Below are 15,082 nucleotides of genomic sequence, written 5' to 3' on the forward strand. Positions count from 1 at the left end.
TCAAAATGATACCCTGAGTCTTTGCAAAGCGATTGAAGGTAAACCAATGAACGAGACGCGTAGCACCAGCCACGGCAACCCTGCCCTGGTTACGTTCAATAGCCAGGGCAAGCCGTTGCAGTGGAACTCCCTCGGTGACCAGGTGATGGGCGGACAATCGGACGGCAAGCTGGTCAGCTCTGCGGAAGGCGTCGGCCTCTTCCAGGGCACCGTGCGACTGGATAACGGCGGCGGCTTTGCCTCTGTCAAAGCAGACCTGCCAGCACCCGTTGATGCCAGCAAATGGACGGGTATCGAATTGCTCGCACAGGGCGACGGCAAAACCTACAAGATCGGCCTTCGCAACAGCACTGACCGGCGCAACATTGTGTACCAGCATGCGTTCACACCGGATACTCAAGACTGGAGCCGCATCCGGCTTCCGTTCAGTGATTTCATACCCACCTGGCGTGGCAAGACAGTGACCGATGTGGACCCACTGGACCTTAAACACCTGGCTTCAGTGAGCCTGTTCGTATCCGGACGGCAGGTTGGTGAATTTCAGCTGAAAATGCAGGATTGGGTTCTTTTCTGATTATGAAACAGAGCGGGACTTCTTCACCCGCCAGGCCCGGCTAAAACATCAAGCCAATCATGAGCACAAATACCCACGTCGGCCTTGCTTGCCCCCAGTCATCACCTTGCCGTAGTCTTGACCCTGTTGACGGTACAGCTTGAAACACATCCCGCAATCAAAGAGATTGTCTTTATGTCACTGGAAAAACACGATCTGATTCATGAATTCCCCGAATCAAAAGAAGCCATTCACCACCTGAAAACCAATAACAATCATTTCGCGAAACTGTTTGAAGAGTACCATGAGGTAGATCATTCAGTTCATCATTTCGAGGGTGGCGCTGAGAACACCTCTGATGAGCATCTGGAGGATCTCAAAAAACAGCGCCTCAATCTGAAAGACCAGCTTTCTGGCATGATTCGCGAGTATGAATCCTCGCTTGCGAAATAGCCGTAACCCGACAACTATTCCCCGGGCTCGGTAGAATGGTAATGTGATGGCGCGGCGTGACACAGCGGTGTCCGGCGCGGCGTTTCGGGAATGCCTGAGACCGCTGGCTGGGCCTTTTACCCCCACCCCCTTCACTGAATTCGCCGCCAAGCCAACAGCCGATAAGTGGCTGGTCTATCAAACGCCTCCTGAAGCACCAGAACGTCAAACTGTTTATCCATTAAAACGGATCCTGTTCAGGGCACAGTAATCGCATGCCTTTCACGCCAATCCATATGGGCCCCGGAATCGCCGTAAAAGCGATCCTTCAAGGAAGCTTCAGCCTGATGGTTTTCGGCTGGGCCCAGATCGTCATGGATCTTCAGCCGCTCTTCGTGATGATCACCGGTGAGGGGCACCTTCATGGCTTTTCCCACACCTACCTGGGCGCGGTACTGCTCGCCATACTGTCTGCTTTATCCGGCAAGTACCTTTCTGAGATCGGGCTTTATGTTCTGGGCCTGAATCGCGACTGGACCATAGTGACTGGCTGGCGGGTGGCGTTCATCTCCGCATTCATCGGAACCTTCAGCCATGTGCTGCTGGATAGCATCATGCATTGGGATGTTGAGCCGTTTTTCCCGGTTACAACTGACAATGCGATCCAAGGGGTGATTTCAATCGAGGCACTGCACCAGCTTTGTCTGTATAGCGGGGTTGTTGGTGGTGTGGTGTATTTTGCGGTTCAATTTTGGCGGCGATCCAGGCATTAACCTTCGAGTCTGTTGATGATGCCTTGCAAAACTGACTTGATTTAAACGACCAACCATTCTGAAACAGGTACTGCAAAGACGACGTGCAGCGGCGCGATGACTACCGCGCCGCTTAGAAGAACTCAAAGGAACGCCGGGGCATCTCCTAGCCTTGCCTAACCCTACCAACTAACGTAAAACAACCCTGTATCGGGTGGTTAGCAAGCAATACACCCCGGCTTTGCCCCACCACACTCCGGAACAATCAAAGGCACGAACCGACACACCTTGTCGCTCCGTGCCTTTACGTTTTATCAGAGAACGAAAGCAGTAACTTCTCATAGGGAACAACCGAGCAATGAACAACACGGAACAGCAATTCCTCAAAGCCCTGGATGACAAACTCTGGAAAGCCGCCGACAAGCTGCGCGCCAACCTGGATGCCGCCAACTACAAGCATGTGGTGCTGGGGCTTATCTTCCTGAAGTACGTCTCCGATGCCTTCGAGGAGCGCCAGGAAGAATTGCTGGAACGGTTCAAGGATGAGAACGACGACATCTACTACCTGCCGCCGGAAGACTACGACGGCGACGAGGACTACCACCAAGCCCTGTTGGAAGAGCTGGAAGTATTGGATTACTACCGCGAAGCCAACGTGTTCTGGGTACCCAAGGCGGCCCGCTGGAGCACCCTCAAAGAAAAGGCCGTACTGCCAGTTGGCAGCGTACTCTGGCAGGACGAGGCTGGTAACGACGTAAAACTGCGATCCGTTTCATGGCTGATCGATAATGCCCTGGAAGAAATCGAGAAGAGCAATACCAAACTCAAGGGCATCCTCAACCGAATCAGCCAGTACCAGCTGGAAAACGATAAGCTGCTGGGCCTGATCAACACTTTCTCCGACACCTCCTTCACCAAGCCCGTATTCGACGGCGAGAAGCTGAGCCTGCACAGCAAGGACATCCTCGGCCACGTGTACGAATACTTCCTGGGCCAGTTCGCCCTGGCCGAAGGCAAGCAGGGCGGCCAGTATTACACCCCCAAGAGCATCGTGACCCTGATTGTGGAAATGCTCGAACCCTACTCCGGCCGCGTGTATGACCCGGCCATGGGTTCCGGTGGCTTCTTTGTCTCCAGCGACAAGTTCATTGAGGAACACGCCAAAGAGCAGCACTACGACGCCAGCGAACAGAAGAAGCACATCTCCGTGTACGGCCAGGAGTCCAACCCCACCACCTGGCGACTGGCCGCAATGAACATGGCCATCCGGGGCATCGACTTCAACTTCGGCAAGAAGAACGCCGACACCTTCCTGGACGACCAGCACCCGGACTTGCGCGCAGACTTCGTGATGGCCAACCCGCCCTTCAACATGAAGGACTGGTGGAGCGAATCCCTGGCCGAAGACGCCCGCTGGAAATACGGTACCCCGCCCAAAGGCAACGCCAACTTCGCGTGGATGCAGCACATGATCCACCACCTGGCACCCACCGGCAGCATGGCCCTGCTACTGGCCAACGGCTCCATGAGCTCCAACACCAACAACGAAGGCGAGATCCGCAAGCGCCTGGTGGAAGAAGACCTGGTGGAATGCATGGTGGCCCTGCCCGGCCAGCTGTTCACCAACACACAGATCCCGGCCTGTATCTGGTTACTGACCCGGGACAAAGCCAACGGCATGGCACGAAACGAGAAGAAGCGCGACCGCCGAGAAGAGTTCCTGTTCATCGATGCCCGAAACCTAGGCTTTATGCGGGACCGGGTACTGCGGGACTTCACCAACGACGACATCGCCAAAATCGCCGACACGTTCCATGCTTGGCGCCGGGCAGGAGCCCAAGGGTCGCGGAGTCCAGGGATGGACGAGAGCGACCAGCGTGTTTATGACGACATCCCCGGCTTCTGCAAATCCGCCAGCCTGGACGAGATCAAGAAGCATGACTTTGTGCTCACGCCCGGGCGTTATGTGGGTGCTCAGGAGCAGGAAAAGGATGGCGAGCCATTTGCCGAGAAGATGGCGCGGTTGACCGGCCAGCTGCGGGAACAGTTTGCCGAGAGCGACCGATTGGAAGCCGAGATCAAACAGAATCTTGGGGGGCTGGGGTATGAAGTCTGAATGGGTAACTATCCCGCTCGGTGATGTATTAACTTTACAACGTGGCCATGACCTGCCAACCCAGAATAGGCTCTCGGGAGATATCCCAATACTGGGCTCGTCAGGCATTACCGGCTTTCACAATGAAGCAAAGGCTACCGGCCCAGGCGTAACAGTCGGGCGCAGTGGTAACTCCATGGGGGAAATAAGCTACTCAGATAAAGACTTCTGGCCGCTAAACACGGCCTTGTACGTCACCGACTTCAAAGGCAACGACCCAAAGTTTATTTATTACCTGTTAAAAACCATAGACTTTGATCAATTCAACTCTGGCAGTGCTCAAAAATCGCTGAATCGAAATGCGGTTTACCCCTTTGAGGTTGAGATCCCCAAAAGCCGAGCCGAGCAACAGCGCATCAGTTCAGTGCTCTCATCTCTTGAGGAGAAAGTGGGGATTAACCAAAAAATCAACCAAACCCTCGAACAAATGAGCCAGGCCATCTTCAAAAGCTGGTTTGTCAATTTCGAGCCGGTCAAAGCCAAGATCGCCTCACTGGAAGCCGGTGAAAGCGAGGAAGACGCACTGCTCGCCGCCATGCAGGCCATTTCCGGCACCTCTTTATGCAATGCTGGCGCATCCGCAGCAGGCGCTCATGCAGCGCTAACCCGCCTCCAGGCCGAACAGCCCGAGCGATACGCCGAACTCCGTGCCACCGCCGAGCTATTTCCGTCGGCTATGCAGGATAGTGAGTTGGGAGAGATTCCGGAGGGGTGGGCCTATGGCACACTCAGCGACATTGCCAGCTTCAGCCGCCAACGGATTTCAAAAGATGAGCTGACTCTAGAAACATACATCTCAACAGAAAATATGCTCGAAAATAGGAAAGGAGTCTGCCCGGCCTCATCCTTTCCTTCGTCTGCCTCAGTGCCGGGCTTTGAGCCCGGCGAAATTCTGATATCGAACATCCGGCCTTACTTTAAAAAAATATGGCTAGCCAATATCCATGGCGGGCGCTCACCAGATGTACTCGGGTTCACTCCCAGACACAATGGCACGGAGGAGCATCTCTTTAACCTTCTGTACCAAGATAGTTTTTTTGAGTACATGATGCTCACGTCAAAGGGAGCAAAAATGCCTCGTGGTGACAAAAAGGCAATCATGCAGTTCGCGACTGCTGTACCCCCCATTGATCTAATGAGACATTTCTCTGAGCATGTGAGGCCGTTTTATTTGCTCGCCACTTCGCACAATCGAGAGTCGGTGTCACTTGTCTCGATACGAGACACTATCCTGCCCAAGCTCCTCTCCGGCGAACTTTCTGTTTCAAGTGCCGAAGATCAGCCAGCGGAAGCGATGGAAACAGCCAATGTTTAAAATCGATCCCACCGCCAACCGCATCAACCCGCTGGAAGTAAAACGCTTCACCGACCTCGGCTTCACCGAGCGCAAGCACCTGCAGGAATGGCTGGAGAACTACCCCCAAGCGCTGACCCAAGGCGACGGCGACGAGCTGCTGATCATCCAGAAAGAATTCGACGGCTTCGACGACACTCGCGAGCGGCTCGACCTGCTGGCCATCGACAAGGACGGCAATCTGGTCATCATTGAAAACAAGCTCGATGACAGCGGCCGGGATGTGGTGTGGCAGGCCCTCAAGTACGCAAGCTACTGCGCCAACCTGAAAAAGCAGCAGGTGGTGGAGATTTTCCAGCGCTACCTGAACCAGAAAGCCCAGAACGAAGGCAGCGCGCCGGCGGATGCAGAAAGCGTATTGCTGGAGTTCCTGCAGGCCGACGATCTGCCATCCGTGCAGCTCAACACCCTGAAAAGCCAACGCCTGATTCTCGTGGCCGCCCACTACCGAAAGGAAGTCACCAACACAGTGCTCTGGCTGAGCCAATTCGGGGTCAACTGCCAGTGCTTCAAGGTGACACCCTTCCAGGCCGGTGCCGAGCTATTCCTGAACGTGGAGCAGATCATCCCTACGCCGGAAGCCTCGGACTTCATGATTGGCATGATGGCCAAGGAGGCCGAGGAAAAAAGCGCCAGTAATGAGCAGAGACAGAGTCATCGGCTGCGACTGGCGTTCTGGGAGCAAGCGCTGGAGGCGTTCAGTCAAAGCAGTTGTAGCCTATACAACAACATCAGCCCGGGTAAGGATCATTGGTTAGCGGCTGGGTCTGGCCTGTCGGGCATGACGTTTAACGTGATTTTTGGCAAGAGCGAAGTCCGCGTGGAGTTTTCCATGGCCAGAGCTCAGCCAGAGGCCAACCGGTTCGTGTTTGACCACCTGGCCGCGCAGAAAGAACAGATCGAGGCAGATTTTGATGGTGCGCTGGTCTGGTTGCCGCTGCCTGATCGTAAGGCATGTCGCATCCAATTTGGCAAACCAGTGGACGGCTACGACAAAACCAACTGGCCAGAAATGATTTACTGGCTTATTGAGCACATGACGCGGCTGGAAAAGGCGCTAAGCGGGCCGTTAGAAAAGATTAAGCAAGAGCTGAAAAACAAGAATCTAAATCTCGAATCCGCTAATTCGAGCAAGGAACTGCTAAAGAATCCTTAGCAGTTCAGTTGTTGCAAATTTTGCACATACTGCCGAAATGTAAGGAGCGGGAACTCTCCGGTATTTCCGGAACGTTCGACCAGCGGCCAAACGCTTAAATTCGAAACCGGTAACCACCGAGGATCTCTCGGTAGTTGCGCCACTCGCGACTTGCCCCTCATCAGATTTCCAACCCTGGATAAACCACTTTTGTCATCGAATATCCGAAATAACACAGGTTCCATTCCGGAATCCATGACTAGAGAAACTAGAGAAAATCCGCAAATTCCCGAAGCTTCGAAACCGTTTGGGGCAACTGCTGTTTTTGAAGGGTTGCCAGAAAGGTTTCGACACTGAGCGGGGGATTCTTGAGCGCTGACCGCTGTGCCTGAAAAGCCCGGCAACACACCGTCGGTGCCATGTCGATCTGATAAACGATAAAGTCGTCCGGGTGAATCACCTCGATATCGTACTGGCGAAGCGATGCCTCGGGAAAATCCTTCAGATTGAAGGTAACAATGGCGTTGGCGTTACAACGGATGGCGGCAGCCAGCACATGGCGATCATCAGGGTCCGGGAGGTCCAGCCCCTCAATCAGCGGTTCGTAGCCGTACACTTTTGCATCGCGCACGTGCCGATCCATCAGTTCCCTCGCCCGCATCAAGCTCTCGGGGGAATGCTTCTTTGCCCTCAACAGCGCGTTTATCCACTCGTCGTGAATGTGGTCCGTCCAGTGCGCCTTGAACAGGTCCGTCAGTGCCAGCCGCATCAGTGCATCCCGCAAGGGTGCGGGATACAGTACGCAGGCATCGTAGACGACGGTGAACTTGCTCATTGCCTGTCAGTACCCCAATCCCTCGTCTTGTGACAGTTGCGCCAATTCGTCCAGTGTTGCCTGCCGCTGGTGATCTACCTGTTCCTTATAGGTCAATACATCCTGCAGTTTGACCCGCCGGTGCGCCCCTACCTTCCGGAAGGGGATAGATCCCTCCTCCAGCAGCCGCACGAGGAAGGGGCGGCTGACGTTCAAGAGGTTGGCCGCATCTTGTGTACTGATTTCCTGATGATACGGGATCAGGCTAATGGCGTTGCCCTGAGACACTTCCGCCAGTACGTCCAGCAGAATCTGCAGCACGTGGCCAGGCAGAACCAGTTCATCAGATTCGCCGTTACTGCCACGCAGCGAGAGCTGCACTCGATCCACGTCGGCGTACTTGGACAAGGTGCGACTGGAGAGTTTGGCCTGTTCTACTTCTGATGCCGTCGGCAAATGTACAATTTTCTGAGCAGACATCGCATCTCCCCTTGATACTCATATGATAACCGTCTGAAGGCCTATTATGCCGAGCAAACGAAATAAACGAAACAAACGAAATAGACGATTTGGTTATAAGCGTTTACAGATTGTGGCTGTTTAGCTGGCTATCGACCATACTCTGGCCAAGTCTGTTGAAATTGCGCGTGTTTTCCTGGGCGGCAAGCCCTGAATTAATCCGCTTAAGTAAGGAAGTACGGAGTGACTGAAGATCAGCTGGAGCAGCAGTGCCTGGAATGGTTTGCAGAAGGCGGCTGGGAGATCGCCCACGGTCCAGACCTGGCACCGGATGGCACAGCCCCGGAACGGACCGACTACCGGCAAGTATTGTTTCTGGCCGATCTGGAAGCAGCCATTCGCCGCATCAACCCTCACCTGCCCCAAAGCGCTATTGAGCAAGCCTTGGCCGTTGTCCGCAAACCGGAAAGCCTGGATGTGGTGATCAGTAACCGGGCCTTCCACCGCCTGTTGCTGGACGGTGTTCCCGTTGAGTACAAGCACGACGACAAGGTGGTTCACGATCAGGCCTTTCTGGCGGACTTCAGTGACGTGGCCGCTAACCGCTTCCGGGCCATTAACCAGTTCACGCTCGAAGGCTCCAAACAACTGCGACGGCCGGATGTGGTCTGTTTTATCAACGGTCTGCCCCTTGCGGTGCTGGAGCTGAAAAGTCCGAGCGCAGATAACGTAACTATCTGGGATGCCTATAACCAGATTCAGACCTACAAAGACGAATGCTCCGATCTGTTCGTTTACAACGAAGCGGCCATCATCAGCGAGGGCTTTCACGCCAGAGTAGGCTCGCTCACCGCCAGCCAGGAACGCTACATGCCCTGGCGCACCATCAAGCACGAAGACGACAAGCCGCTGCTGGAGTGGCAACTGGAAACCATGGTGCGGGGTTTCTTCGACCGAGAGCTGTTTCTGGATTACATCCGCTACTTCGTGATCTTCGAGACCGATTCCGACAAGCTGGTCAAGAAGATCGCCGGCTACCACCAGTTCCATGCTGTGCGTGAAGCCGTAAAGGCCACAGTGATTGCTGCAAAGCAACTGGATCGCAAAGATTCACAAGAAAAGCGTGCCACCTACGGTGACCAGGTTCTGCCAGGCAGCAAGAAAGCCGGTGTGGTGTGGCACACCCAGGGCTCGGGCAAGAGCATTTCCATGTGCTGTTACGCCGGCAAGCTGCTGCAACAGCCAGAGATGAACAACCCCACACTGATCGTGGTCACTGATCGCAACGATCTGGACGGCCAGCTGTTCGCCACCTTCAGCGCCGCCCGGGAATTGTTGAAGCAGGAACCGGTGCAGGCCGATGACCGGGATACCCTGCGCCGGTTGCTGTCAGAGCGGGAATCCGGCGGCATTATCTTCACCACGGTTCAGAAGTTCGCACTGCTGAACGACGAATCCGGCCACCCGATTCTGAACGACCGCCACAACATCGTGGTGATCTCGGATGAAGCCCACCGCAGCCAGTACGGTCTGAAAGCCACCCTCAAGAAAGACGGTACCTACAAGTTCGGCTACGCCCGCCACATGCGCGATGCCCTGCCCAATGCTTCGTTCATCGGCTTTACCGGCACCCCCATTGAAAGCGAAGACAAGGACACCCGAGCCGTGTTCGGCGACTACGTGTCCATCTACGATATCCAGGATGCCGTAGACGATGGCGCGACAGTGCCCATCTTCTACGAATCCCGCCTGGCCAAGCTGGACATCAACCGCGAACAGATCGAGGAGCTGTCCGATCAGGTGGAGGAAGTGGTTGAGGACGACGAAGACGTTGGCAGCCGCGAGAAAACCAAGGGCGAGTGGAGCCGGCTGGAGAAGCTGGTCGGCGCCGGCCCACGCCTGAAGCAGGTAGCGGAAGATCTGGTGAATCACTATGAAGTCCGCTCCAGCACCATCGATGGAAAGGCCATGATAGTAGCCATGAGCCGGGAGATAGCGGTTCACTTGTATAACGAGATTGTCGCCCTGCGCCCGGAGTGGCATGACGATGATCCGGAAAAAGGCGCCATCAAGGTTGTGATGACTGGCTCTGCCTCTGATCGGGCTCTGCTGCAACCGCATATCCACAACAAGCAGACCAAGAAACGGTTTGAGAAGCGTTTCAAAGACATCAACGACCCGCTCAAGCTGGTGATCGTGCGGGATATGTGGCTCACCGGCTTCGATGCGCCCTGCTGTCACACCATGTATGTGGACAAGCCCATGAAGGGCCACAACCTGATGCAGGCCATTGCCCGGGTAAACCGCGTGTTCAAAGACAAGCCCGGCGGCTTGGTAGTGGATTACATCGGCATCGCCAATGAGCTCAAGCAGGCCCTGAAAACCTATACCGACGCCAAAGGCAAGGGCTCCCCTACCCACAGCGCCGAGGAAGCCTACGCCATCCTGCTGGAGAAATTGGACATCATCCACGGCATGTTTGCTCCCGGGCCCAAAGGCAAGGGCTTTGACTACAGCGGATTCGAGAAGGAGCCCCACAAATTCCTGGTGCCCGCGGCCAACTACATTCTCAGCCTTGAAGACGGCAAGAAGCGCTTCCTGGATACCGTACTGGCCATGAGCAAGGCCTTCTCGCTGTGTGCCACCCTGGACGAAGCCCAGGCACTGCAGAAAGAAGTGGCGTTCCTGTCACAAGTGAAAACGGCCATCACCAAGTTCACCAGCGTAGACAAGAAGCTGACCGAGGAAGAGAAGAACACTGCGCTGAAGCAAATTCTGGACAATGCCCTGATCGGTGGCGGTGTCACTGATGTTTTTGCCCTGTGCGGCTTGGACAAGCCCAACATCGGCCTACTCTCAGACGAGTTCCTTGAAGACGTCCGGCAGATGCCCTACAAGAACTTCGCCGTGGAACTGCTGGAGAAACTGCTCAAGGATGACATCAAGGCCAAGACTCGCAACAACGTGGTGCAGGAGAAAAAATACGCCGACCGCCTCCAGGAGACGCTGCGCAAGTACAACAACCGGGGCATCGAGACGGCACAGGTGATTGAAGAGCTGATCGCCATGGCCAAGCAGTTCCAAGCTGAAATGGAACGAGACGCCGCCCTCGGCCTGAACCCGGACGAAGTAGCCTTCTACGATGCCCTGGCCAGCAATGAGAGCGCCGTGCGTGAACTGGGAGACGAGATCCTGAAGAAAATCGCCGTGGAGATCACAGACAAGCTGCGTAGATCCACCACTGTGGACTGGCAGGTGCGGGAAAGCGTTCGGGCCAAGCTCCGGATTCTGGTGCGGCGCACGCTGCAGCGGTACAAGTATCCGCCGGACAAGGCGCCGGCGGCTATTGAGTTGATTATGGAACAGGCAGAGGCGCTGTCCAATGACTGGACGACGACATGAATGACTACACTGAGGCATTCCAGGACCAGTTGGACAAGATCGAGACCTGCCAGCGCTACTCGCTGCTGGCCCCCCTTTGTTGACACCGGAGCTGGCGAGACGGCCTTAAAGTTATTGTAGCGGTATCCAGCACCAAAAAATTGGACTTCTACTCCAGAATGTCCTGCTCCTTCGATGCCTGAATATCCACAGGCGGCACTCCCAGGTCCTGCCACTTCTCCGGATGGCAAGTGAATAGCAGGATCTGATGCCGGCTGGCCGCATCGAACAGGATGCGTTTCATGTCTTCCAGGCGGTCGCTGTCACTGTGCACCAGGGTGTCGTCCAGTATTACCAGGGTCGGCCTTCCTGCTTCCCGCAGCAGATCGGCGTAGGCCAGGCGGCTGATCAATCCCATCTGTTCCCGGGCACCAAAGCTGAGTTCGGACATCTGCCCCAGTTCGTTGCCCCGGCTGAAGGTGCCGGGCCGGAGCTGTTCGTCGACTTCCAGGGACGCTTCCGGGAAAAGCACTGACAGGTAGTGGTTGAGGTGCTTTTGCAGCGGTGCCTGCAGGCGCCGAGTCAGGGCCTGGCGTTTTTCCGTGAGCAGGTTCAGCAGCAGGTCCAGTGCCTGGGCACGGCGGTGCAGTTCCTGATAGCGGCGGTTGCACTGGTCGAGCTCTGCTTCTTTCTCGTTAAGCTGTTCTTCCAGCCCTTCCGCACCCCAGGCCTCCAGCCTGATTTTTATGTCCCTGAGCTCACGCCCCCGGTTTTCCTGGGTCTGGCGCAGGTTATTGACCGCGTTCTGGTAGCGCTCGATATCCTGTTTGAGAAAGTCCGGACGGGCCTCCCGGATTTCCCGTTCGCGGCGTTCGAGGCTGGCTTGCAGTTCGGTCTGCTGTTGCTCGATGTTGGCCAGGTCGGTGGTTATCTGTTGCAGTTGCTGCTGCCGTTCCGGGCTCTTTTCTTCATCCGCGAGCCGCTGCCATTCGGTTTTGGCGTTGTTCCGGGCCTGTTTCCGTGCCGACAGTGTCGCCTGGTGTTCACGGTCATCGGCTTCCGCCTTATCCAGCGCGGTGCCCGCCTGAACGAAAGCAGCTTCTGCTTCTTCCAGGGCGGGTACGTTCTCTTTCTGATCCGGTTCTGGCGTGGCCTGCAACTGGCTTCTGGCTTTCTCCAGTTCGCTTTCTGCCTCGCTCTGTTCGGCGTCGCGTTGCTCAATGCCGGCCGGTGCCACGGATTTGAACAACTCTTCGGCGTGCTTCAGGGTTCTTCCGGCACTTTCGAAGGCTGCAAGGCGGTCCTCCGCCTGCTCCACCGATGTCACACCCAGGGCCTTCAGCTGTTCTGCAAAGCTATCCTGGAGGGTTTTGAGCTTTCTGCGGGTGCTGGCCAGCTCTTCGCCACCGGGCGTTATGCCCAGGGTACCCACGCCCGGGATCACCAGGGACGATTCTTCCAGGAGCTGCTGCTCACCTTGCCCGGTCAGCGGCTCGTTGTTTAGCGTTAATGACGCGTTGGCGTCCAGCTGCCAGCTCAACCGGGTGGCGATGGTTCGTGAGCGGATGGTTTCTTCGTTCAACTGGTTCGCGGTCGCTTGCAGGTTTTTGACCGCGGCGGAATCAATCCGGTTGTCTCTGGCCTGCTGCCTGGCCTGCTCCAGCTGCTGGTGGTAGTCCTTCGCTTTGGCGAGGTTCTGGGTCAGCACCTGTTTGTGCTGCTCAAGCCGCCGGACATCCTGCTCCAGCCGTTCGCGGGTTTGCAGCAAACCCGCCAGCTTGCGTTGCTTTTCCGCTTGCTCATAAGCGGTTCTCGCTTCGGCCAATCGGCCGGTAACCGCCGGGGTCTGGGCTTCCGCCAGGCTGTAATCGCGCTCGGCGCGTTCCAGCTCGGCTTTGCGGCCCTGCAACTGGCGACTCAGCCCTTCCAGGTGCTCCTTGTTCTGTTGCAACAACCGGTGGTTTTGCTGCAGTTGGGTGAGCGTGGCTTCTTCCTGGTACTGTTGTTGTTCCAGCCGCTCGACCTGCTGATAGCGGGTGCGAGCTTCCTCCAGCTGGCGCTGGGCCTCTTCCCAGGGTCGCTCGGCCTCTGCCTGGTTGTAGTCCTGGGTGAGTTTGCCGAGCCGGTCGACCTGTTCCTGGTAGTGTTGCACCCGTTCCTTCAGCTCTTCGATGTCACGCTCATACAGGGCACGGTCTTTTTCCAGTTGCAGGTAATCGCCCCGGGGTTTGCCGGTTCCGGTCAGCAGGGTGTCCCGTTGGCTGCGGACCGACTCAATCAGGTCATCGCCCCCGGAACTGGCCACCTCGCCGACCATGGAATTCAGGGCGGACTTCAGGTGATCCCCGGCATGCTCTATGGCCTGCTCGATGTCCTGCCCGGTGCCCTGCTCCACCCATAGCAGCCCCGGTATGCCCCAGTGCCTGGCTTTGCTGATGCCTTTCTGCGGGTACTGGTAGCCCAGCAACTCGGCCAGTTTTTCTTCCGCGTCGTCTTCGCTGTAGGTCTCGGTGTCGATCGTCAGGTCACAGCGTTTGCGCTGCAGAAAGCTTTTGGTGAGGTGCCAGTTGCGGTTGTCGTGCTCAAAATCCAGCTCAATGGTGGGAGCAGCGGCGGAGTCGCCCCAAGGACGCAGGTCGTCAACGGCGGTTGAGCGGTAGCGCTCGAAAAAGGCCGCCCGGATCGACCGCACCAGGGTGCTTTTGCCGGACTCATTGGGGCCGTGAATCAGGTTGAGGCCGGGTTGCAGGTTATCCAGCACAAAGGGTTTGCGGAACTGGCGTAGCTGCTCAATGCGCAGGCGCTGCAGTTTCATTGGCTGGCCTCCTGTTCCCGCTCTCTGAGCAACCCGGCCAGAATCGCCAGTGCATCCCGGGCGGCATTGTCCTGTGCGTCTTCCTGCCGTTGCCGCAGGCTCTCAATCACTTCGCCCACATACCCATCCGCTTTCAGGGCGGCAATGTCCTCATCGGTGGGAGCAAGCTGTAAACCACTGCGTTCACACCGCAGGCTGCGAAAACGGGCTTCCGCGACCGACAGAGCCTTGAACAGTGTTTCTTCGCCGGCCAGCGTGACCGAGCCTTCAAGTCGCAGGTCGACGACGGCGGATTCGGGCAAGGCGTCCAGACGCTCCAGCAGTTGCTCAAGGTCCGACTGGACCGCCAGGGTTTCACGCCACTGGTGCCATTGGTAACGCCCCGTTGGTAGTCGGGTTACCGTCGGTGTTGCGCCAGGTTCGGCCACCTCAACGATCAGTGCATTGCCCGCTTCGTTGTTCCGGAACCGTTCCGGCTCGGGGGTGCCGCTGTACCAGGTGCGATCATTGATCTGTTTGGTGCCGTGCCAGTCACCCAGCGCCAGGTAATCGAGCCGGCTGGCTTCGGTACGGTCTGGCGCGATGGGGTTGGTGGAATCAATCTCGTCCGGCAGCAGGCCCTGAACGCTGCCGTGGGCCAGGCCGATTCTCACGAAACCTTCCGGGGACTCATAGCCGCTGAAAGGCTCGGTCAGGTCGCCGTAGGTATTGCGCTGGGTCAGGGGTGCGCAGAGTATGCTCAGGTTCTGCGTTTCCAGATTGATGACGCCGGGCTGAAGCGCCAGGTGCACGTTCTCAGGCACCGCACCCAGGCGCTGGGCCCGGGTCCATACACTCTCTGCCAGGGCGGCATCGTGATTGCCGGGAAGCATGACCCAGGGACCGGTAAAACCCTTGGTGGCGTTGAACACCCTGCGAATGGTTCGGTCGGAGACCGTTTGTGCGTCAAAGACGTCACCGGCCACCAGTACCGCATCGCACTGATGCTGATTGGCCAGTTGAGCAAGCTTTTCAATGGCCTCAAACCGGGCCTCGACCAGGGCCGCGCCGTCTTCTGTCTCGAAGCGGCTGTACGACCGCCCCATCTGCCAGTCTGCGGTGTGCAGGAACCTTGGCATATACATTGTCCTCGGATAAAACGGAATCTGTCGGCTACTTTACCGATCCGGGGCATCGGACCAAACCTTTATTGTCCGAATCCATCCGTCGGCCTCAGCCCACCGGGATGTGTG

The 15,082-nt window shown here is 56.7% G+C and carries 11 protein-coding genes; 7 read left to right on the top strand and 4 right to left on the bottom strand.

What is annotated here, in order from left to right; translation table 11 throughout:
- The first annotated feature begins 46 nt into the window (after nucleotides 1-46).
- The 6 genes from ACFOZ5_RS16040 to ACFOZ5_RS16065 all read left to right on the top strand — a co-directional run bounded on the left by ACFOZ5_RS16040 (nucleotide 47) and on the right by ACFOZ5_RS16065 (nucleotide 6,402).
- Nucleotides 47-574, top strand: coding sequence for a CIA30 family protein (locus tag ACFOZ5_RS16040; protein ID WP_379889136.1), 528 nt, complete (start codon nucleotides 47-49; stop codon nucleotides 572-574).
- Nucleotides 575-748: 174 nt separating this feature from the next.
- Nucleotides 749-1,006: a YdcH family protein gene (locus ACFOZ5_RS16045; protein ID WP_379889138.1), complete on the top strand. Its 258-nt coding sequence runs from the start codon at nucleotides 749-751 to the stop codon at nucleotides 1,004-1,006.
- 254 nt (nucleotides 1,007-1,260) lie between these two features.
- Entirely contained in the window at nucleotides 1,261-1,758 is a 498-nt protein-coding gene (locus ACFOZ5_RS16050) for a metal-dependent hydrolase (protein ID WP_379889140.1), read from the top strand.
- A gap of 337 nt (nucleotides 1,759-2,095) precedes the next feature.
- A complete protein-coding gene (locus ACFOZ5_RS16055; RefSeq protein WP_379889142.1) occupies nucleotides 2,096-3,853 on the top strand; it encodes a class I SAM-dependent DNA methyltransferase in 1,758 nt (585 codons plus the stop codon).
- Nucleotides 3,843-5,207 (top strand): restriction endonuclease subunit S, encoded by a 1,365-nt coding sequence (locus ACFOZ5_RS16060; RefSeq protein ID WP_379889144.1) that lies wholly within the window; start codon nucleotides 3,843-3,845, stop codon nucleotides 5,205-5,207. The genes ACFOZ5_RS16055 and ACFOZ5_RS16060 overlap by 11 nt, the downstream gene beginning before the upstream one ends.
- The gene (locus ACFOZ5_RS16065) at nucleotides 5,161-6,402 is read left to right on the top strand and encodes a DUF4268 domain-containing protein (protein WP_449288626.1); all 1,242 of its coding nucleotides are present in this window, start codon (nucleotides 5,161-5,163) and stop codon (nucleotides 6,400-6,402) included. Before ACFOZ5_RS16060 ends, ACFOZ5_RS16065 begins: the two co-directional genes overlap by 47 nt.
- A gap of 247 nt (nucleotides 6,403-6,649) precedes the next feature.
- Here ACFOZ5_RS16065 and ACFOZ5_RS16070 read toward each other — a convergent pair whose 3' ends face one another.
- Nucleotides 6,650-7,216: a PIN domain-containing protein gene (locus tag ACFOZ5_RS16070; protein WP_379889146.1), complete on the bottom strand. Its 567-nt coding sequence runs from the start codon at nucleotides 7,214-7,216 to the stop codon at nucleotides 6,650-6,652.
- Between the two features lie 6 nt (nucleotides 7,217-7,222).
- Nucleotides 7,223-7,675, bottom strand: coding sequence for a helix-turn-helix domain-containing protein (locus tag ACFOZ5_RS16075; protein ID WP_379889148.1), 453 nt, complete (start codon nucleotides 7,673-7,675; stop codon nucleotides 7,223-7,225).
- Between the two features lie 222 nt (nucleotides 7,676-7,897).
- Between ACFOZ5_RS16075 and ACFOZ5_RS16080 the strand changes: the two genes are divergently transcribed.
- Complete coding sequence (locus ACFOZ5_RS16080; protein ID WP_379889150.1) at nucleotides 7,898-11,056, top strand: type I restriction endonuclease subunit R; 3,159 nt, start codon at nucleotides 7,898-7,900, stop codon at nucleotides 11,054-11,056.
- Between the two features lie 148 nt (nucleotides 11,057-11,204).
- Here the strand turns inward: ACFOZ5_RS16080 and ACFOZ5_RS16085 are convergent, their stop codons facing one another.
- Both ACFOZ5_RS16085 and ACFOZ5_RS16090 read right to left on the bottom strand, forming a co-directional pair.
- Nucleotides 11,205-13,850 (bottom strand): AAA family ATPase, encoded by a 2,646-nt coding sequence (locus tag ACFOZ5_RS16085; protein WP_379889152.1) that lies wholly within the window; start codon nucleotides 13,848-13,850, stop codon nucleotides 11,205-11,207.
- Complete coding sequence (locus ACFOZ5_RS16090) at nucleotides 13,847-14,968, bottom strand: metallophosphoesterase family protein (protein ID WP_379889154.1); 1,122 nt, start codon at nucleotides 14,966-14,968, stop codon at nucleotides 13,847-13,849. The genes ACFOZ5_RS16085 and ACFOZ5_RS16090 overlap by 4 nt, the downstream gene beginning before the upstream one ends.
- Nucleotides 14,969-15,082: the final 114 nt, after the last annotated feature.

This window comes from Marinobacter lacisalsi (assembly GCF_042651045.1).
Lineage (GTDB): Bacteria > Pseudomonadota > Gammaproteobacteria > Pseudomonadales > Oleiphilaceae > Marinobacter > Marinobacter lacisalsi.